General features: G+C 46.3%; 15 protein-coding genes and 1 riboswitch. Of the genes, 7 read left to right on the plus strand and 8 right to left on the minus strand.

Annotation, left to right across the window (positions count from 1 at the left end):
- Positions 1 to 286: 286 nt before the first annotated feature.
- The gene (locus QUA78_RS28040; protein ID WP_333304234.1) at positions 287 to 3,577 is read right to left on the minus strand and encodes a patatin-like protein; all 3,291 of its coding nucleotides are present in this window, start codon (positions 3,575 to 3,577) and stop codon (positions 287 to 289) included.
- 684 nt (positions 3,578 to 4,261) lie between these two features.
- On the opposite strand from QUA78_RS28040, the gene QUA78_RS28045 reads away from it, so the two are divergent.
- Positions 4,262 to 4,441 (plus strand): hypothetical protein, encoded by a 180-nt coding sequence (locus tag QUA78_RS28045; protein WP_333304233.1) that lies wholly within the window; start codon positions 4,262 to 4,264, stop codon positions 4,439 to 4,441.
- 368 nt (positions 4,442 to 4,809) lie between these two features.
- Here QUA78_RS28045 and QUA78_RS28050 read toward each other — a convergent pair whose 3' ends face one another.
- From QUA78_RS28050 to atzF, 7 genes are all read right to left on the minus strand, one after another.
- Positions 4,810 to 5,031 carry a hypothetical protein gene (locus QUA78_RS28050; RefSeq protein WP_333304232.1) on the minus strand — a complete coding sequence of 74 codons (222 nt, stop codon included), beginning with the start codon at positions 5,029 to 5,031 and terminating at the stop codon, positions 4,810 to 4,812.
- A complete protein-coding gene (locus QUA78_RS28055; protein ID WP_333304231.1) occupies positions 4,986 to 5,975 on the minus strand; it encodes a glycosyltransferase in 990 nt (329 codons plus the stop codon). Before QUA78_RS28055 ends, QUA78_RS28050 begins: the two co-directional genes overlap by 46 nt.
- Positions 5,976 to 6,084: 109 nt before the next feature.
- Positions 6,085 to 7,299 carry a response regulator gene (locus QUA78_RS28060; RefSeq protein WP_333304230.1) on the minus strand — a complete coding sequence of 405 codons (1,215 nt, stop codon included), beginning with the start codon at positions 7,297 to 7,299 and terminating at the stop codon, positions 6,085 to 6,087.
- Positions 7,300 to 7,515: 216 nt separating this feature from the next.
- Complete coding sequence (gene yidD, locus QUA78_RS28065) at positions 7,516 to 7,746, minus strand: membrane protein insertion efficiency factor YidD (protein ID WP_172190019.1); 231 nt, start codon at positions 7,744 to 7,746, stop codon at positions 7,516 to 7,518.
- A gap of 148 nt (positions 7,747 to 7,894) precedes the next feature.
- Positions 7,895 to 8,836 carry a tRNA pseudouridine(55) synthase TruB gene (gene truB / locus QUA78_RS28070; RefSeq protein ID WP_333304229.1) on the minus strand — a complete coding sequence of 314 codons (942 nt, stop codon included), beginning with the start codon at positions 8,834 to 8,836 and terminating at the stop codon, positions 7,895 to 7,897.
- Between the two features lie 255 nt (positions 8,837 to 9,091).
- Entirely contained in the window at positions 9,092 to 9,838 is a 747-nt protein-coding gene (locus QUA78_RS28075; RefSeq protein WP_333304228.1) for a calcium-binding protein, read from the minus strand.
- A 40-nt stretch (positions 9,839 to 9,878) separates the two neighbouring features.
- Complete coding sequence (gene atzF, locus QUA78_RS28080) at positions 9,879 to 11,693, minus strand: allophanate hydrolase (protein ID WP_333304227.1); 1,815 nt, start codon at positions 11,691 to 11,693, stop codon at positions 9,879 to 9,881.
- A 454-nt stretch (positions 11,694 to 12,147) separates the two neighbouring features.
- Positions 12,148 to 12,299: riboswitch (guanidine-I (ykkC/yxkD leader) on the plus strand.
- 144 nt (positions 12,300 to 12,443) lie between these two features.
- Between atzF and QUA78_RS28085 the strand changes: the two genes are divergently transcribed.
- From QUA78_RS28085 to uca, 6 genes are all read left to right on the plus strand, one after another.
- Positions 12,444 to 13,511, plus strand: a complete 1,068-nt coding sequence (locus QUA78_RS28085) for an ABC transporter substrate-binding protein (RefSeq protein WP_333304226.1) — start codon at positions 12,444 to 12,446, stop codon at positions 13,509 to 13,511.
- A 108-nt stretch (positions 13,512 to 13,619) separates the two neighbouring features.
- Positions 13,620 to 14,471 carry an ABC transporter permease gene (locus QUA78_RS28090; RefSeq protein ID WP_333304225.1) on the plus strand — a complete coding sequence of 284 codons (852 nt, stop codon included), beginning with the start codon at positions 13,620 to 13,622 and terminating at the stop codon, positions 14,469 to 14,471.
- 59 nt (positions 14,472 to 14,530) lie between these two features.
- Entirely contained in the window at positions 14,531 to 15,307 is a 777-nt protein-coding gene (locus QUA78_RS28095) for an ABC transporter ATP-binding protein (RefSeq protein ID WP_333304224.1), read from the plus strand.
- A 351-nt stretch (positions 15,308 to 15,658) separates the two neighbouring features.
- The gene (locus tag QUA78_RS28100) at positions 15,659 to 16,390 is read left to right on the plus strand and encodes an urea amidolyase associated protein UAAP1 (RefSeq protein WP_333304223.1); all 732 of its coding nucleotides are present in this window, start codon (positions 15,659 to 15,661) and stop codon (positions 16,388 to 16,390) included.
- 76 nt (positions 16,391 to 16,466) lie between these two features.
- Positions 16,467 to 17,108, plus strand: a complete 642-nt coding sequence (locus QUA78_RS28105; RefSeq protein WP_333304221.1) for an urea amidolyase associated protein UAAP2 — start codon at positions 16,467 to 16,469, stop codon at positions 17,106 to 17,108.
- Between the two features lie 372 nt (positions 17,109 to 17,480).
- Positions 17,481 to 21,098 carry an urea carboxylase gene (uca, locus tag QUA78_RS28110; protein ID WP_333399143.1) on the plus strand — a complete coding sequence of 1,206 codons (3,618 nt, stop codon included), beginning with the start codon at positions 17,481 to 17,483 and terminating at the stop codon, positions 21,096 to 21,098.
- Positions 21,099 to 21,477: the final 379 nt, after the last annotated feature.

Raw genomic sequence — 21,477 nt, forward strand, 5'->3', positions numbered from 1 at the left:
TTTTTGAGCAACAGCTTGCCTTCTGTTAAAAGGCAGCTACTTTTAGCTGTGACCATTTTTTAGTCTAAACTCCAGATGCTAAAAGTAGTGTGCCAAATTTATATGGAATATGCTGTATGAATTACACTTTATAACTTAGTGATTTCAGCCGTCGAACTCACGTTGTCACCGCACTAGGCTTTTGAAGGGGTTGTCACCCCGTCAGGTGTCTGCCTTTCAAAGGACAGTCAGAAACCAATATTAGAAAGGCGTTGAGAGTTTTGGGAGATGTCTAATGACAAAATGTTCAAAAACCCCACCGCAAAATAATTTTTATTCCCCAAATAGCAATATTTATTATCCCACCTAGAAGTGTCAATACAAGGCGACTCCAAAAATCAAGAGGGTTAGACTTAGACTTCTTTGAACCAATTTGAGCTTTGGTTTTGCGTTGCCATGTTAGGAAAATATCTTGAAAAATCAGAATACCTTTAAGTACGAGTTCTTTTAGCTCTGATTTGGGAATATGATGATCTAAAGTTTCTAAACCAATTTTATAATCTTTATTGAAGAAGTCTTCTTTCTCTTGTAATGACATAGAGGTGAGAGATTTATTAGCAACTTGTCTGACAACAAGTGCAGTGATGGCTGAATCGAAACTAAAGTCGATCGGATTGAATTTAGGAACCTCATTAGGGTAATATTCTAGAAGTAGTAATGCAAGTCGGTGTAACCCACTCTTTATAAGGAGACATAAGGCAAGAATCACTACTTGTTTACCACTATCCTTAATTGGCACTTTTTGTTGTTTTCCGTTCAATTGCTCCTCAATAGAAGCTTTCATAGTCTTATTTAACTCTTGGTCAAGAATAACAAGATGCCCAACAGAAACTAGGGACTTTATAAAATCTTCTAAGTATTCTTTTTTTAATTCTAGGGGCTTTTCGTTACAGCTAGGCTGGAATAAAGGTGGAAACAAATTTCCTAGTTTTTCCTTTAATTCATTTTTTTTGCCCATCAAGTATTCCTTGTCCTTCTCTGATTTTACGCTGCGTTCGCGATCAAAATCAGAAAATAATGCTTCCTCAATCAAACGGTCTACATAATTGGCTCGATCAAATGGCTCCTCCTTGTCCTGTGCCTCTCTCTCTGCGTTTTCTAAGAATTTTGGAAAATTTTTAATTGTTTCCTCGGTCACTAAAGCTTCAACAATGCGATTAAGTCCATCCAAACGTCCCCATAGTATATCGTTGGCACGCCAAGATTTCTTGAGAAAACCGCCAAATGCCTTCAAACTATCCCCAGCGAGTTTGTGTTTTAGTCGTTCCCCATCCTCAAATTTACTAGATAAACCCAACTTTGCATCTTCAGGACTGATTCTAAAAGTCTCAATTAGCTGTTTTTCTGGTATACCTGCTAAATAATCTAAAGGGTATAGAACTGTATCAAGTTTTTCAAATTGTTGAAAATAATTTAACAACTTCTCTTGAATATAATTATAATGCTCGATATAATGCTTTTCTCCAGTGCCGCTACAATGCTTTTCTCTAGTGCCGCTACTTAGTAGTTCTTGTTTGGTTTTACCTACTAGCCTGTTAAGTATAGATTTGTATGCTAATTTTTCCAATTGCTTAAGTTGTTGTTCATCTTTAAAATTTTCAAAAAAATCATTTAAAGAAGATAGCGCCTTTTCTATCTGAAAATTTTCGTTTAAATAATTGCTTAATTTTTTTTGAACATAGAAGTCTTTAAATCCTGAATCTGATAGTGATTCTGCATTGAGAAATTGCCCGTGCAACCATAACATAGCTCTATAGAACTTCTTAGTAAATTCCTCATTAAAATTATTGGATTCATCTAATAATTTCACAAAATATTTCTCTATTGCTGGATTAAGAAATAACTGGTCTACATTGACTTTGATGGCTTCAATTAACTTTCTATCATCATTCAACTCCCCAATTATAGATTTTAAATTTTTTAATATGTCATCGCTTATAGAACTTTTATCAATCTCCTGCTTTTTCTTGTTCTTAAGCCATTTACAAAGATAGTCCTTATCAAGCAACCTGTACACGTATTCACTAATAAAAAAGTACCTTCTTAAGGCATAGTCAACATCCAGGTGACAGATGTCTTTCTCAAGTTGCTTAAGAAGCTTCAACCGTTCAGAGCTAGATTGTGGAGCAGTAAATGGTTCTGCAAGTAACTTTGCAGCTTTCTCTAATTTTTTAATTCGATTTTCTTCTTGTTTACTCGCTTTTACCAAACCTTCTGATTTTAAAAAAATTAAAGGAAGAATTTTATTTTCAAGACTAATGAGGCGTGTCCGTAGATAAACATTTCTCTGTTGATCGTAAAAATCGTTATTTTCTCTATCCTTTTCTTCTATATCTAAAAGAGTCTCAAGATCGGTCAGCAAAAATTTGTAGCGACGAACTTTCTCGTTGTGTTCATTGATTAACTCCAAATCCTTATTGATACTTTCATATCTCGGCAGGGCAATTAGAGAATCTTTTACAACCCGAACAATACCAGGTTTTAACATATCCTCGTACTCAGGGTTGCCTTTAAAACGGTCTGGACTTGGATCGACATAAAATAGCTTGCGGTAAACTGGACGCTCTGTTGTTCGGTGATAAATTTCTTTGATTGTGTAGCTAAATGGGCGATTGTCTAATACGCCGCCATCAACAAAGTGAAGGCGATATCCTTCGCCAGGATCGTCCTCTATGGCAATGAGTGTCTTGCCTTTCTTATTCTGTTGTTTTAATGAGACGGAATTATCGGGTTTTGGCGGCGTTTCAGGCACAATTCGATTGTTTAAATTTCCCCATTCATTTAATTTTTTATCAGGGTCTTTGTCATCTAAAGGCTTATCTAAAGGGTCAAGCTTGACTGTCACAGGGGGGAAAGCGACTGGAAAACAAGAGGTGATTTGACACAACTTGGCAAGTGCTTCACAGGTAACAGCATCAGGATTGAAAGGGTTATCCGCATAATCACGATATTTTAGATGAAAAATTGCGTGGTGATCTTTAAGCTCAATTACACGATTTGTATTGTCAAATACTTGATTAATTTTACCCAGACTATCAGTGCCTGTAATAAATAAATCTAGTTCTTTTAATTGGGAAACCCAATCATCTTCAGGCGCGTTTTCGTTTAAATCATTTTTCCGAGCTAGGAGAGCTTCTTTGATTGCTTTTTTATAGTAGCCTACTCCATTAAAAAAAGAAGATAGATCAAAACCCGAATAGTCCTCTTGTTTGAAAAGGAGGTCCTTAATATCTGCACTGTTTTTCCAAACCTCGGCGAATTCCTCAAATTTAATCCATTTTTCTCCTTTGCTGTTGGCTAGAGCATAACTTAACAAAACTCCATTAATCCCTCCGGCTGAAGTTCCTGAAATAATGTCCACTATGATGTCAGCATCGGTAAGAGCTTTGATCAGTTTATAGATTCCTCGACCTCTGACAGCGTTATAGAACTCTTGGCAACTTCCATTCATGTAGATTGCCAAGGCGACGCCTCCATATACAACTAATCCAAGACGATGTTCGCGAGAGAATTTAGGTTGAGCGAGCCTAGAAGACATAGTATTTTTTAATTAATTTAAGAGTAGATTAGTTTCATATTTTGCAGTTTTGACACCCTTTGGATCGCAGATGCAAAAAAGATGACTCAACTATAAAAAATGGAACCCAGAAATGGGGATTATGTCACAAAATTTTACATGATTACCGATATTCCTCCTTTAGTGGGACTTAGACATTTTCTCGCCCCTAAAGTGGCTGAAAACCTGTCTGGACAAGGGAAAGAAGTCGATGACCTAAAAACGCCTGAAACCCTTGTAAATACTAGATATAGGCCTAAGCGAGCTAAAGTCTTTATCCATCTAGGTTTGAAGCCATTCTCACCTTTCTTTTTGTCTAAGTCCCGTTAGTTCATCTCCTTGAATAGTTGATCGTGATCGCGTCGAATTCACGTTCTCGACGCTTATAGCTGATGAGTTTGGTATGGTGGTAGGGGCTAAGTGTAAAATAGACATTAATAAAAACAAATTGTAATTAATACCCAAGGTATTTTTCGCTCTTTTGACAGCGACATCGACGCTAGTTCAGAATTAGGAATTGACGGCAATGTCGAACTCAGAACTCCCGATATTGACCCCGTACAAGGATTAAATCAACCAGAAATCCCCGGAGTTCCGCCGCCGGCGCAAGGCTGTCAAACTAGCGGCCAAAGGGCAAGTCGGTTTGTCGTCACCGGGCGCGGCGGTTTGCCACCGAGTCCCAGCGAGCGAGTCAGTGGGGGTGGCGAGAATAATGATGTGCCGGCTGAGCCTCTTGTGGAGGCTCAAGGTTGGATAATTAATGCTAAAGACGAGGTGGAACTGGTTGTGAATACGCCGGCAGTTGTGCCTTACAGTCCAAGGGCGGTGCCGCCTATTTGCAATTAAGAGTGCGATACTTCAAGTTGGGGTCTGCCCGATCGTCACAACTCGATCGAACTCTTTAGTTTTCTCTTGAACCGGTTTGTAAGCCATTGCTAACAAAAGCCGCTGCTGACATGGCTATTAGCCCAAGGCCAAGCACCAAGTTGGGCCCTAAACCACACTGGGGACAGATAACGATTGGACCAAAGCCGAGGTCAACGATCGAGAATAAACCCACCAACCCCAAGGTCGCCCACGCGAACTGTCCGATAAGATTGCTGCCCATATTGCCTCCTAATAAATAAGCTCTGAGTTTCGTGATTTTTCTCTGTTCTTAACCGCATTCTAAGCAACGCTCTGCCCGATCCACCAGTCGCATCTTTGAGTGTCACTCATTTGAGGGACAGAAAGAATCGCGCGTCACTTCCCATTCGGCAATTCCCGCCCGTCGCCCCTGGCGTCGCACTCCCGACACTCCCACTCGTTAAAAGCTGGTTTGTAGTGAGAACTTCAGTCCTCGCCCACAACTTATTAAGTCCTGTAAAAGCTCGATCGACTATCAACACAATCAAGCTGGCGTACCGAGAATAGTCCACTGCATTAACTGCTGCCATTCGGGAGATTGAGCTAACAAATCTGCATCCAATTCATTGCCCGCATCCTGCGAAAATTCGGCAAAACATTCCACCCAATTAATTACTGTTTCCACAGGCAAATAAGGCGTATAATTCCAAGAACGCTGCAAAAACTCTACCATCTCAACAGAATGACCGGTGCGGTGCAAATACCAAGCAATCCAAACTAAGGTACTGTACTTGATTTGCTTTTCCAACAAACGTATTTTATCCGGCAATTCCGGGCGGGCAAAAAAATTGTCCATGACTGCGGCGAGGGATTTAGCCTGGGGTAAACCTTTGTACATGGCGCTTTGTTCGTGCTGGCGGTAGCAAACAGTTACTTGCTGCAGCCACTCTGCTTCGCATCCCATTAAGGCTAAACGCAGCACTAAATCTGTATCTTCTGCCGGGGGAAATCGAGGGTCAAATCCCCCGGCGCGCTCTAACCAATGCCGGCGAAATACCATCGCGCTGGGTAATACTGGTTTCCATCTGAGCCACATTTCTAAGTCTAATTTAGGGACGTTTTGCCAGGGCTTGACATCTTTTAGCGGTTCGCCTTTACTGTTGACTAGACGCCAACCGCTGTGGACTATTCCTAGATGTGGTTTCGCTGCAGCAAATACAGCCATTTGTGCGGCTAATTTGTCGGGAAAAAAGTAGTCATCTGCATCTAGAAATGCGATGAATTCTCCTCGCGCTAGTTCGATGCCACGATTTCTGGCCATCGAAACTCCTTGATTTTGTTGGTAAATGTAGCGAATTCGATCGCCATATTTCTCTAAAACTAAATTGGTGTCGTCTCGGGAGCCGTCGTCTACTACAATAATTTCCCAGTCAGCAATTGTTTGGTGCAGCACGCTCTCTACTGCTTGGCAGACGTAAGCAGCGCAGTTGTAAGCCGGAATCACCACGCTTACCTGTGGGGTTCGGTCGCTCATAATTAATATCTAGTTTGATGGATTATACCATTTTAAATTTTATATTTTAGTAGGGTGCCCCGGAGGCTGACGCACCCGATAAGCGATGCTTTTTGAGTATAATTTGGGTTCAAGAATTTGCCAAGGTAAGCTGTCGTGAATTCAGTAAATCATCGGGGCGAATTGCTAAAGGGTAGCGCTCGCCTTTTACCTTCAAATACTTGTCAGCTATTTGCAAAACCTGTTCAGGATTGGCCGGCTTGCTCAAAAAATCGGAAGCACCTGTAAATTTCGCTCGCGTGCGGTCAATTATACTGTCTTGACCGGTCAAAAACACGATCGGAGTTTCCCGAAAAGCCGGTGTCTTCCGCAAAAAATTGCACAAAGCAAAGCCACTTGTCTTGGGCATCACCACGTCCATAAAAATTAAAGCAGGCTTGTGTTTGGCCAGGATGCCCACTCCCTGCATCGGGTCTTGAATTTTTAGGACTCGATACCCCTCCGGCAATAAAATTTGCTCTAAAAATTCGCATACTGTCGGACTGTCATCGACACAGGCAATCAAAGGGCGACCCGGTTGGGCGATCGCCGCGGCAAGGCGCCACTGTTCTATAGGTGACGGCAAGTCTGGTACTGTTCGGAAATTTACTAAACCTTGCTTCATGTAATTAACTAAAGCGCGAGTTGCCACTGTCACGCACTGCTTTTTCTTAAATGCAATATCCCAAAGAGTATTCTCGCCGTTAAATACGTTAGCCAAAGCCATCAAAGAATTAGAACTAAATCGATTTTCCTGCAACTGGGCCGACGCTTTTAAAAGCGGTGCTTGTTCTGGATCTACCAGCCACAAACCCATTTCTTTCCACTTCTGCCAAATTTGTTGTGTAGAGCACATAATCTTCTCTACTTCCGTCAAAGACAGCAGTAAAGAAGAGGTAATTGTAGAAAAATATTTTTGGGACGGACGCCACTCCCGGCGCAAACCCGATTGACCCATCAGAGCAAAGAACACTTCGGAAAGGCTGGTGTGGACGATCGCCCTAGCTTGTTCTAAACTCATTTCGCTGGCTGCTACCCCTCGCTGAAGCAGTTGATATTCCCAGAGTTCTCCAGCATCGAGGTCTCTGAGATCCACTTGAAAGTTTCGACAGTGTTGCCCGATCGCCCTGTACCAGCGCCTCGATCTGTGCGTTCCTCCTGTGGCATAAACCAAACAACCCTGAAAAAAGTAAAGTTGCCACTGTTGTTCCCCTTGTTCTAACAACAATTTCCCCGTTGCTTGTTTCTGGCTGAGTACAGCCAGAGTATGGGACAACATTTTGTATCCGATTGCGGTAGCAGACATATCAACTCGCATCCCCTGTACTCTGTTTGTACCATTATATCGCTGCTCAGTTGTGAAATATAACAGTAATATTACTGAATTTGGGTCAATAAAAACAACTAATCCTGCGAATTTACCCCCCTCAGGGAGTGATTCCCCTCAGGAGTTTTAGCTATGAAGATGCAACGCCTATTTGCACTATTAACTAACAAATAAAATACTGCTTCTGACTAATAACTAATTCCCCTCGCTATCTTTCGGAGGTACTGGATCGTAACCCCCTGGATGAAAAGGATGACAGCGCAAAATCCGCTTAACCGCCATCGAGCCGCCGCGGCCCGCCCCAAATCTTTCTATTGCTTCGATCGCGTATTGCGAACAACTTGGTTGAAATCTACAGGCGTTAGGCAGGTAAGGAGAAATCCCCATTTTGTAGCCTCGGATTAATCCGATCAGCAATATTTTCACAATTTTTACCTCAGCGATTGATTAGATTAATAGCAAAATCTCGTTCTGTACCGCTGTAAGCTAGGTGAATCGAGGGCATTCCCAGCGGTTAGAATTCCGCCAACTTTTCCAGTACCAATTATACCTATTTTCATTTTTTTTTAGATAACTAAAGCACAATTTGAGGAGATAATATGGTACTTGTCTCTGAGTTCGCTACTTGACCGATACCTAAAAATTTACCGTCTCGATCGTAAACCTGCAAGGGATAGGGAGGTTGGGGTATTGGGTTGTGGAGGGGATTGTTGCTAGTTTCCTCCTCTCCCCCGATCGGCGTTTCGGGAATCGCGAGGCGTTGTCCTTGAAACCAGCGTTTGGTATATTCAGGGGAAAGAACGATCGCGCCTAAATGTCCCAAAACCGCCGATGGCAAAATCGGGCAGAATTTATCCTCCTGCAATTGCAGTTCTAATTCTTCAAAACTTAGACTTTGGTCGATCGAAAAACCGCTACTTTCAGTGCGAGTCAAACGGGCTAAAGTACCGCCTGCATTCAACAGTGCGCCCAAATCCCGCGCGATCGCCCGAATGTAAGTACCGGCCCCGCAGGCGATCGACAAATCCAATTCAGGAAAATCCCCCGGCCGCCAATCCAAGATTTCCAGCCGAAAAACCTCAACATTTCTAGCAGCAACTTCCACAGTTTCGCCTTTTCTAGCTAACTCATAAAGGCGTTTTCCTCCCACCTGAACCGCACTAAAACTCGGTGGAAACTGCTCGATTTTTCCTAGGAATTTTGGCAGTGCAGCTTGCACTTTTTCCAAACTCAACTCCGGCACCGGTCGAGAATGGATAATTTCTCCTTCTAAATCGTCAGTAGCAGTAGTTAAGCCAAACCGAATCGTGCCTCGGTAAGCTTTATTGTGTTGGAGAAATTGCAGCAGTCTGGTTGCTTTGCCCAGGGCGATCGGTAAAACGCCAGTCACAGCAGGATCGAGGGTTCCTCCGTGTCCAACTCGCTTGAGTTTCAATAGCCGGCGCACTCGCCCCACGCAGTCGTGAGAAGTCATGCCCGCAGGTTTGTTGAGATTAAGAAAACCGTCAGTAGTCATTAGGAAGTTCGGCAACGCGCAGTGAATTGGGATTTAACGGAAAGAAGGAAGAAGGAAGTTCGGCAACCAAGCAGTGTACGAGATTTAAGGGAGAGAAGGAACAAGAAAAAAGGAAGATGAAAAGTTTTGAGATGGGTTCGTTATTCGCAACGCGAAAGCGGTTTTGAGTTAAAAAGTTCAAGATTAAAAACTTAAAACAAAAACGTACCCGCAAGCCCAATTATCAATTCCCAATTCCCAATTACCTCTTCCCAATTAAAGAATAAAGTCGGCCTGACTGATAGAAGTGCGGGCAACTCCGAATAAAGTAGCCAGAGTTTGCTTGGTGCTTGTAAGCTGAATAATTGTACTCGGCGAAGTTCCTGCCCCAGCGGAAATGGTGAGTTGGCTAAAGGTGAGGCCGGCAGTCAAGCGAATTTGATCGGTACCATTAGTAAAATCTGTAATCACATCCCCCTCTGTCAAACGCCCGATCGCAAAAGTATCGTTTCCGGCGCCGCCAGTTAAAGTATCATTGCCGCGATCGCCCGATAAACAGTCATCGCCGATGCCACCAACCAGCGAGTCATCGCCGGCACCCCCAAAAAACGTGTCATTACCCGCGCCGCCCAACAAAGTATCGTTGTCTTGGTTGCCAAACAGCAAATCATTGCCCTCGTCGCCGCTTACCGAGTCAGAACCTTTGCCACCGTAGAAAGTATCGTCGCCCACGCCTCCCAAAACGCTGTCGCGGCCGGCACCGCCGAACAGCAAATCATTGCCAACGTCGCCCAGAATTGAGTCATCGCCGTCGCCGCCGTAGAGGGAATCGTTTCCCGCTAAGCCGAAAATGGTGTCAGGGCCACCCAAACCAAATATCAAGTCAGCGCCCCCAGTAGCGCTGAGGGAGTCGGGGCCGCTGGTGCCATTCCTGCCGCTAGCTGCCCCTCCGGGACTCGTACCGGTGGCGGGGGTTGGGGTTGTGACTCTGGGAATTGGTTGAGATAGTCCTGCTGATGGCATGATTCTGAAGATGGGTAGAAATTTGCCATTCTAACTTAGCTTAAAACCGGAAGCTATAAGCTCGCCAACCCCCTAGATCGGAAATATCGATCGCATCCGCCACAGCATAAGATTCGCACAAAAAGCCCTGGACCGTGGAGCCGTCATCCAACACCAGCGTACCAATTCCCAAGGGCGGGGGAATTTTAGCGACAAATCCGCCGAAAGCCGCGATCGACAACTCCCAAACTTCCACCTCGATCGCGCTACCGCCCTCTATCTGACGCACCAATCCCGGCTTGCCCAGAGCAGTACCCGTCAAAGCATACAGCTTGTAAATCGGGCTGGTACGGCAGGCGCGAACCAAAATGCCTCCCCCCTCGATTAGTTGATAATTCAGCGGTTCACCGCTCAAATGAGCCCCAACCACGGCTATTTTGACTCGTTCTTCTGAGGAAGGTTTGGCTGCGATAGCGGGTTCCGGGAGGGTTGGCAGCGGCAGGCCGGTTGCGCCCAAAGTTCCCCCCAAGCGCTCGTGGAAAGCAGATCCCAGGCTGCAGAGCGATAAATCGTGCCACGCAGGAGCCATCAGTGTCAATCCTGCGGGCAATCCGCTGCTTTGAAACCCGCTGGGAACTGCGATCGCGCACAAATCGAGCAAATTCGCAAAGTTCGTGTAGCGCCCGAGATTGGTGTTGAGCGCGATCGGCTCGGCTGCAACTTCTGCGACAGTATAAATCGTACCTGTCGTGGGTACCGCCAACACATCCATTGACTGCCACTGAATTTCTGCCTTCTGGCGGAGCTCGGCCAACCGATAGGACGCGCGGTAAGCCGCGACGGCATCGTAGCGTTTGCCGCCGCTGATAATTTCGTAGACTATCGGATCGATATCCTCTGGGTGCGCGTCGAGGAAATCGCCGATCGCGGCCAACCTTTCTGCTACCCAAGGCCCGCCGTAGAGCAGTTCGGCAGCATCCGCAAAGGGTTTGAAGTCAATAGGTGCGATCGTGCAGCCCAATGATTGCAAGCGCGCGAGAGCCTCTCGGTAGCGCTGTTCGGCTTCTGCATTCCCGAAAAATTCGAGTTCGCCGAAGGCGGGAACTCCCACCCGCAAGCGGGATAAATCCGGCAAAACTTTCGTTTCATGGCGACGGGAAAACGCATCTTCAGCGTCAAAACCGCTGGCTACTTGCAGCACGGAGGCTGCATCCGCACAGGTGAGAGCGAACACAGAAACGCAATCGAGCGATCGCACCGCGGGCACCAGGCCGCGAGTGCCGATCGAGCCGCAACTTGGCTTCAGCCCGACAATGTTGGTAAAAGCAGCGGGAACCCGCCCCGAGCCTGCTGTATCGGTACCCAGAGCAAAACTCACCAATCCGGCGGAGACTGCGGCTGCGGAACCGGAACTCGATCCGCCCGGGATGTAGCGCCGATCGAACGGATTGCGACAAACTCCATAAGGCGTGCGGGTTCCCACTAATCCTGTGGCAAACTGATCCATGTTTGTTTTGCCGATCGCGATCGCACCTGCCGCGCACAGGCGCTCTACGACTGCGGACGATCGCGCTGGAGTGCGAGCAAACTGCGGACATCCCGCCGTAGTGGGAACGCCCGCCCAATCGAGATTATCTTTGATCGCAAAAGGTATCCCGTAGAGCGGCAATTTTTGCGGGTCTAGGTTTTCCAAAGCTTTGGCGCGTTCGAGGGTTTCCGCCAGCGGTGCTAAATAAATCCATACTGCCGGATCTGCATAGCGTTCGATCCGATCGTACACGCTCGCGATTACATCTGCAGGCGCGATCGAGCCGGTGCGGTAGCGATCGAGCAGCGAATGAATGTCGAGACTGTTGCTGTAGTTAAATTTTTCCATAATGCACCGTCAGTCGATTTTAGATTTTAGATTTTAGATTGAAGAGTTGACTTCACAGGCTGTGTTTGGCGATTTTTATTACAAATAGAATGTTAGTTTACCGCATTGTCGATCGCCTCCGCATCCAGTCTAGGGCGATCGAAATATTTCTCAAAAAATCTTCAACCCTTGCCTTGCGGGTTGAATCTGCGTGTCCGTAAACTTCGCGATTTCCAACCGCCCGGTTTAATCTTCCAAAAACTTTAATTTGACAAATTCCAGAAAAACCGTTTTTTGTAACATTTTACACATTTTATCATCAAGTTTGCTGTTACCGTTTGAAACGTAGCAATCTAGTAGGATTGCAAACTACAGTATGCTTACCTTTCAAAAAGCTAAGTGCATTGCTGTTAGCAACAGTCTCGAATAACTCCTTGGGTTGCAAACAGGACTTATACAGACAAAAACAAAAAAAATTAAGAGCTTCTAGGGTTCCGATTTGAACGAGTTTCTAACTCAGCTTAGAAAGTTCGAGTGCTGGTCCGAGAGAAGCAGACTGGTTGTCCCAATATTTTAATTTTAGGGAAACACTAGCCAGTTACACGGCGGGATAAAAGCCCGGGAGAAACGCGATCGGTCAGCAAGACTCGGTTCGTTAGCTCTCGGGCTTTATCCTTGTATATCAAGGGGGTTTGCGGGAGCTAAGGAAGCCAACGAAGGTGCAAAAGCTCGATCGACATATTCACATTTAACCAGCAACCAGAATATGCTATGAATATCCGATATTGCTCCCCAAAAATAATGCGATCGCCCTTATCCTACTGCGCCCTATTTTTCATCACCTTGTTTTTCGCTGTCGGCTGCGTCAATCCGGCAATTTACATCAAAACCACGACCGAAACAGAAGCAGCCTCTTCAGTAAGTGCCGATGCAGTTAGCCTCGGATTCAGCGCGTGGCCCGGCTGGTTTCCTTGGCAAATTGCCAAAGAACAAAAGATATTTGAAGCCAACAATGTTCCTGTAGACTTAAAATGGTTTGACGGCTACTTAGAATCGATCGGCACCCTCACAGCAGGACAGATAAATGCTAACAGCCAAACCCTCGGCGATACCGTAAACTCTATATCAGGCGGTGCCGACCAAGTAATTGTTTTAGTCAACGACAACTCGACGGGAAATGACAAAGTGATTGTCGCCGAAGGCATCAATTCGGTTGCAGATTTGAAAGGCAAAAAAGTGGCAGCAGAGGAAGGTACAGTCGATCACTTTCTCTTATTGTTAGGGCTGAGAAAAGCAGGTTTATCCGTGCGGGACATTCAATTTGTACCGCTGGAAACCGGCAAAGCTGCGGCGGCTTTCGTCGGAGGACAAGTCGATGCGGTGGCAGTATTTGCGCCGTTTACCACGCAAGCATTAAAACGATCGAACAGCAAGGAACTATTTAGTTCAAAAGATTTTCCGGGGGCGATTTCCGACCATTTGGTATTCACGCGAAAGTTTATCGGCGAACACCCAGATCGAGTGCAAGCCCTGGTCAATTCATGGTTTGCAACATTGGAATACATGAAATCAAATAAAGAGAAATCTTACGAGATTCTAGCCAACCGCGCCGGAGTTAGCGTTGAGGAATACAAAGAATATGAAAACGGCACTAAAATATTCACGATAGAGGAAAACTTGAAAGCCTTTCAACCAGGAAATGACATGACCTCATTGCAGTTTGCGGCGGCCGAAATGACTAAATTTCTCGTCGATGTAAATTTAGCCAAAACCCAACCCGATATCAGCAAATTATTTGACGATCGCTTTATAAAAGCTTATTCGGAAGGTAAAAGCTAGAAAGCGAACTTACGAGTTTGCCGACACAATAAACTTTTTCAAAAAATATTTTTAAAAAATACCAAAAAGCTACTTAAATTACTCGCTCAACAGTTCTGCAATTAAATCATGCCACCAAATCCCGATCCTCGATCGATCCAATCCCACCTCAAGCAAAAAAACCTAAATCCCACAGTTTTCTGGCGGATTGCGGAAGAGATACCACAACCCCTCAATATTGGGTTAACGGTAACATCGATCGCACTGCCGCTGCTGCTGTGGTGGCTAGTAACAACCTTCGCCAACGTAGACCCCAAATTTCTGCCTTCCCCCGGCAAAGTTTTAGAGGCATTTGGGCGGCTGTGGAACACTCGCGAACTTTTGAAAGACACAGTAGCGAGTTTGTGGCGGGTGGGAGTGGGCTTTCTGTTCGCCTTGGTTTTTTCCATACCAATTGGCGTGCTGATGGGCAGTTTTGCCAGTATTCGCGCCTTGCTGGAACCCATGTTCGGCTTGATGCGATATATGCCCGCACCAGCATTCATTCCCCTGCTAATTCTCTACTTGGGAATCGGCGAAGAACCCAAAATTACCCTGATATTTATCGGCGTCTTTTTCTTCAATTCGCTGATGGTGATGGATACAGTCAAGTTTGTTCCAAAAGACTTGATCGAATCTACTTATATGTTGGGTGGGAATCGCTGGGAAATCTTAACTCAAGTTATTTTTCCCCACGTTTTGCCGGGAATTCTAGATGCTAGCCGCATCAACTTAGCTGCGGCTTGGCAATTGGTAATCGTCTCGGAATTGATTGCCGCAACCGAAGGCTTAGGTCGCAGGATCAGCGTCGCAGGTCGATTTCTCAGAACCGATGAAATTTTTGTGGGGCTGATTGTCATTGGGGCGATCGGACTGACTTTTGACTTGCTTTTTCAATATCTGCTGCGGGTTTCTTGTAAATGGTCAAGTCAGAAACAGTAAGCAGATGTTAAAAGGCAGAATGGTGTCATTTTTTTACTTACAATACAGAGGATAAACTCATGTTTTTGCAAATCAACAACCTGCACAAAAACTTTGAAACGAAAAACGGTAAATTAGTTGTCCTCAAGGACATCAACATGAGCATCAAGCAAGGCGAATTTATCTGCGCGGTAGGCGCATCCGGTTCGGGCAAATCTACTCTTTTGAGGCAGATTGCGGGATTGGACAAGCCGACAACAGGGGAAGTGAAAATTGACGGCAAGGAAGTTGTTTCGCCTGGGCCGGATCGAGGTATGGTATTTCAGCATTACACTCTTTATCCTTGGATGAACGTGCAGGAAAATGCCGAGTTTGGCCTCAAACTTCAAGGCGTTTCCAAGAAAAAGCGGCGCGAACAAGCTAGCTATTATTTGAATGTGGTAGGATTGACGCAGTTTGCTTCGTCGCTGCCGAAGGAATTGTCGGGCGGGATGAAACAGCGGGTGGCGATCGCCCGCGCCCTCGCTTCTGAACCTAAAGTGTTATTAATGGATGAACCTTTCGGCGCCTTGGATATCCACACTAAAGAATCGATGCACGAATTCATGCTCGATTTGTGGCGCCGCACTCAGATTACAATCTTTATGATTACCCACGATGTCGAAGAAGCCGTGTTTCTTTCCAATCGGATTTATGCTTTGGGCGCTCGTCCCGGTACAGTGAGAAAGGAAATGTCGATTAATTTGCCCGATCGCACTCCCAGCGTTAAACGGCACGCCAAATTCCACGATTATCGCGACGAACTCATGGATTTGATGCGGAAACACGGACAGGAAGCAGTTGCAATGGCTGCTTAAATAGAAATAGGTTTGTATAGCCTTTCTCAGGTAAATGAGGTACTCCTGGGCATGGGGCATGGGGCATGGGGCATGGGGCATGGGGCATGATGGGACAAAAGTATTATAACTATTCAACCGGACATGATATTAGCTGCTCAACCCGCCTGATCCCAAAGTAATATTTATAGCGGTTTTCAAGAAAGTGAGGTATGGGGGAGAGTCCTATGCCCATGCCCAATGCCCGATGCCCAATGCCCGATGCCCAATGCCCCATGCCCGTATAGGATTTATAAGTAATTAACCGGACTTGATATAAGACATACTATTGTTTTGTTTCGCTGACCTACCCAAATACATCAAGAGGAACTTATGGTGCAACTATCATCGATCGACACAAACTCACAAATTGATTCTGGCCTCGTATTAATCGAAGAAACCGTACCGGGCGGCGCGTACTGGTCGGGAGTCATCAAGCGGGGAAACACCCTGCGAATCACCGATTTAGAAGGCTCTCGCGGCGTTTCCATGCTGTGCTACAACGCCGACAATGCGATCGAACGTTTCAACGCAGCAGACACAGCCAAAATTCAATTCAACGCCTTTCTCAAACAAGGCACAGCGATCTACACCGACATGGGGCGCATCCTATTTTCCATCACCCAAGACACCTCCGGCTGTCACGATTTGCTAGGAGGATGCAGCAACGCCACTAGCAATGCCAAAAAATACGGCGAAGGAGACTGGAAAAACTCCCGCGACAACTTCCTCAAAGCCCTAACTCGGTGGGGATTGGGCAAAAAAGATATCATGCCCAACCTCAACTTATTTACTCGCATTGCCGTCAAACCAGACGGCACGATGGAGTTTCGCGAAGGCTGCGAGAAACCGGGTAGTTTTATCGATTTGCGAGCCGAAATGAACGTATTGACCATGATCTCTAACTGCCCCCACATCCTGCATTCGGGTTCAATTTACGATCCAAAACCCATCCAAATTCAGATTGTGAAAACCCCCGCACCCGCACCAGACGACTTGTGCCGCACCGCCAACCCGGAAGCCGTGCGCGGCTTCACCAACACCGATGCTTTATTCTTGCAATAAATCCGATTCCACAACTCAATCTTGTCCGCAGAATCTGCGGTAAAAAATTCTGCATTTACATCACAAAAAGTGAACCATGACTGCAACTACCCAACAAATTCTTGCTCCAGAAACAGCAATTTATAACGAAGTTTTACCCGCCAGACATCCCTGGTCTCGTGTCATCAAAAAAGGACAGATTCTTCGTATTGTAGATTTAGGCGGAAATCAAGCAGTAGATTTTTTAGTTTACAATGCCGATGACCCTTCCGAACGCTATAGCGCCCCCGATACGATCGTCAATCAAGGCAACATCTTTGTAACTACAAACAGCCAACTCATTTCCAACGAAGGGCGAGCCATTATGACCATAATTGCTGACTCCTGCGGGCGGCACGATACCTCCGGCGGCGCGTGTAGTTGTGAGAGCAATTCGGTGCGGTTTGGACTAGATAAAAAATACCAGCACGCCTGTGTTGAAAATTTCCTCGCCGCAATTCTTCCCTACGGTTTGGGCAAGCGAGATTTAGTCAGCAATATCAACTTCTTTATGAATGTTCCAGTTAGCGAAGATGGCACGCTTGAAATTGTTGACGGCATCTCCGATCCGGGAAGTACAGTTGATTTGCGAGCCGAAATGAACGCGCTGGTTGCTATTTCTAATTGCCCGCAAATGAACAATCCTTGCAATGCTTACAATCCTACGCCGATTCAGTTGATTGTTTGGGATGCGGTGTAAATGTAGGGTGGGCACTGCCTCCGCAATTTTTTTAGGGGGGGATCTCGTGAATTGATGCCAACAAAGACGTTAAACGTACTACGGATCTGCTGTCTGACGATTAGGGTTCGATCCCCCCTAGCCCCCCTTAATAAGGGGGGGACAAGAGCACTCAAAGTCCCCCTTATTAAGGGGGATTTAGGGGGATCGAGACTGGGCTAACAGCAAGAGATACAGAGGGTTTCCGGCTTAAGTTGACACCAATTGCTCTCGTGTTCACCCACAAAAAAATTCACTTTTTCTGGAACAGGCATCCTGCGTGTTAAACAAGAATAGTGCCTGATGTAAGTAGACATCAATGCGATTCCCAATTCCCAATTCCCAATTACCTAAATGTTTAACAAAGTTTTGATTGCAAATCGCGGTGAAATTGCCTGCCGAATTATCCGCACGCTCGATCGCCTCGGAATTGCTTCGGTAGCAGTATATTCTGAAGCCGACGCCCGCGCCAAGCACGTTTTCGCCGCCAGCGAAGCCGTTTGTATCGGTGCAGCCGCCGCAGCCGAGAGTTATTTGCGGTTCGATCGCATTCTCGAAGTTGCGCGCCAAACAAAAGCTCAAGCTATTCATCCGGGTTACGGCTTTTTGAGCGAAAATGCTGAATTTGCCGAAGCTTGTGCAAGCGAAAATATTGCATTTATCGGCCCGACTCCGAGTCAGTTGCGCTGCTTCGGATTGAAGCACACCGCGCGGGAAATAGCCGCTGCGAATCAAGTGCCGCTAACTCCTGGAAGCCAACTTTTAGCAAGTTTAGAGGATGCGGAAAAAGCGGCTGGGGCGATCGGCTATCCGGTGATGCTCAAAAGTACCGCAGGCGGCGGTGGCATCGGTTTGCAGGCTTGTTTTGGCGATCGAGATTTGGCAGAAGCATTTGAAAAAGTACAGCGTTTGAGTCAAAGCAATTTTAAACAAAGCGGCGTTTTTTTAGAGAAATACATTCAAACAGCCAGGCACATAGAAGTCCAAATCTTTGGAGATGGCAAAGGAAATGTCATAGCCTTGGGCGAGCGAGATTGTTCGGTGCAGCGGCGCAATCAAAAAGTAATTGAAGAAACCCCTGCCCCTGCTATTAGCGACGAACAGCGAAATCAGTTGTACGGTGCAGCCGTGCGGTTGGGAAAAGCGGTAAATTACCAGTCAGCCGGTACTGTTGAATTTGTATTTGATGTCGATGCGAAACAGTTTTATTTTTTGGAAGTCAACACGCGCTTGCAAGTTGAACACGGCGTTACTGAAGCTGTCAATAACATCGACCTCGTTGAGTGGATGATAAAACAGGCTTCAGGAGATTTGTTCCCCCTGCAAGAGTACCGCTATCGGCCGCAGGGACACTCAATTGAGGTGCGAATTTATGCGGAAGATGCCGGCAAGAATTTTCAGCCGAGTTCCGGGTTGCTGAATCAAGTTGCCTTTCCCGAAAACGTCCGCTGCGACAGTTGGATAGAAACCGGCACTGAGGTAACTCCTTTTTACGATCCGCTGCTAGCTAAAGTAATCGTTTGCGGGGATAATCGAACGCAGGCGATCGCTCAACTCAAAGCTGCTTTAGATGCCAGTGAAATAGCGGGAATTGAAACTAATTTAGATTACCTCCGCCAGATTTTGGACGATTCCCGATTCAGCCGGGGCGAACTGAGCACGCGCTTTTTAAACTCTTTTGAATACGCACCTTTAACGATCGATGTATTGGATGGGGGAACCTACAGCAGCATTCAAGATTATCCGGGGCGGATTGGCTATTGGGATGTTGGCGTGCCGCCTTCTGGGCCGATGGATCATCTGGCATTTCGATCGGCAAATCGTTTAGTAGGAAATCCCGAATCGACAGCAGGATTGGAATTCACAGCTACAGGCCCAACTCTGCGCTTTAATGCCGATACAGTTATTAGTTTGACTGGTGCAACTATGAAGGGAACGCTAAACGGCGAATCGGTGCCGTTTTGGACGGCAATTCCCGTAAAAGCTGGCAGCATTCTCAAGTTAAAAGCCATTCAAGGCGGCGGCTACCGCACTTATTTAGCGGTAAAGCACGGCTTTAATGTCCCCGATTATTTGGGCAGCAAATCAACTTTTGTACTGGGCAAATTTGGCGGACACGCGGGCCGCACGCTGCGTCCGGGAGATGTGCTTAAACTGGTTCAAACTGCAACTCTGGAAGCGGAATTATCTTTGCCTCCCGAACTAATTCCCACCTACAGCAATAATTGGGAAATTGGCGTTTTGTACGGGCCTCACGGCGCGCCGGATTTCTTTACTGAGTCAGACATCGCCATGTTTTTCTCAACAGAATGGCAGGTGCATTACAACTCTACGCGGACGGGCATTCGGCTGATCGGCCCGAAGCCGACATGGGCGCGTCAAGACGGCGGGGAAGCGGGTTTGCACCCGTCTAACATTCACGATAATGCTTACGCGATCGGCACGATCGATTTTACGGGCGATATGCCTGTAATTCTCGGTCTTGACGGCCCGAGTTTGGGAGGTTTTGTCTGTCCTGCTACTATTGTGCAGTCGGAATTGTGGAAAATCGGACAACTGAAACCGGGGGACAGCATTCGCTTTCACTGTTTGAGTTTTGCTGAAGCTTTGCAGCGGGAATTAGCACAAAATTTGCAAATTGCTACTTTTTGTTTGCCTGTTTTTGGGGAAAATGCGGAGGAATTGCCAGCAGTTCCCGCCTCTCCAATTTTGCACGAAATTCCCGAATCTCCGCGACAGGTTGCTGTTACTTACCGTCAAGCTGGGGATAAATATATTCTAGTGGAATACGGCCCATTGGTGCTGGATTTAAATTTGCGTTTTCGGGCGCACGCATTGATGGAAAAGTTGAAAGCTAATCCGTTGCCCGGTGTTATCGAATTAGTGCCGGGAATGCGATCGCTTCAAATTCACTTTGACAGTCGCCAGATTTCGCAACAGCAGCTAATGCAGGCGCTGATTGCGGCGGAGGCGGAACTTCCGGCGATCGAGGATTTGGAAGTGCCGGCGCGAATTGTGCACTTGCCTTTATCTTGGGAAGATGAATCGACGCTGTTGGCCATTGAAAAATATATGCAGTCTGTGCGATCGGATGCACCTTGGTGTCCCAGCAATATTGAGTTTATTCGCCGCATCAACGGGCTTGATAGCATCGAACAAGTCAGAGAAATTGTATTTAATGCTAGCTATTTAGTGATGGGTTTGGGAGACGTTTATTTAGGCGCGCCCGTCGCTACTCCCCTCGATCCGCGCCACCGTTTGGTTACTACTAAATACAATCCCGCCCGCACTTGGACTCCTGAAAATGCAGTTGGCATTGGCGGCGCGTATTTGTGCGTTTACGGGATGGAAGGGCCGGGAGGTTATCAATTTGTCGGCCGCACGGTGCAAATGTGGAATCGGTTCAAACAAACGGCGGATTTCCAGTCTGGTAAACCTTGGCTTTTGCGCTTTTTTGACCAAATCCGATTTTATCCGGTTTCTCATGAGGAATTGCACCGCTGTCGGGAAGCATTTATCGAAGGGAAGTTTAAATTAAAGGTTGAGGAAATCACTTTTAATTTGAGAGAATACAATGAGTTTTTGCATTCTATTGCTAACAGTGCGGCTGAATTTAAAGCGCAGCAGCAGGCCGCATTTAATGCAGAGCGCGATCGCTGGGCCGCATCCGGGGAATTTGAAGCTGAATCTGCCGCAGAATCCTCGGCGGATGTGGCTTCTGAAACAGCGGCGGAGGTTACTTTGCCGATCGGTTGTGAGGCAGTTGTCGCTCACGTTTCGGCCAATGTTTGGCAGGTGCTGGTTAATGTGGGAGATGCGGTTGCAGAGGGCGATCGCCTGTTAATTTTGGAAGCGATGAAAATGGAAATTGCTATTACTGCTGATGTTGCGGGCACTGTGGCCGAGTTGTTTTGTGAAAAAGGGCAAACGGTGACAGCCGGACAAATTCTAGCGGCGGTTCAACCGAATTAAACTCAGATATTGCACCATTCTCAAGAACAGGCAAGATGCCTGTGAAGCGAAGAGTGAATTTCTAGTGGGTTGGGCATCCTGCCCGCCCTTGAAAAGCTTATTGCAAATGGTGCAATATCTCATCTCAGATTAAAGATACTTCAAATCAAATCCGTTAGCTTCGGAATGATATAAACGGAGGACACGGCAGTGCCGTGTCCATACAATTGATCGTGGTAGGGACACGGCACTGCCGTGTCCTCTATATCTTCAAATCCCCGCAGTAAAAATCTTTTTTCCCCAAACAAAAAGCGCCCCTATTTCTAGGAGCGCTTTTTGTCAATCAAAAGCTAAAACTTAGCCGTTGATAGAAGGAGCAACCATTGCTACGGGAGTTGTC

It is taken from the genome of Microcoleus sp. K4-B3 (assembly GCF_036704615.1).
GTDB lineage: Bacteria > Cyanobacteriota > Cyanobacteriia > Cyanobacteriales > Microcoleaceae > Microcoleus.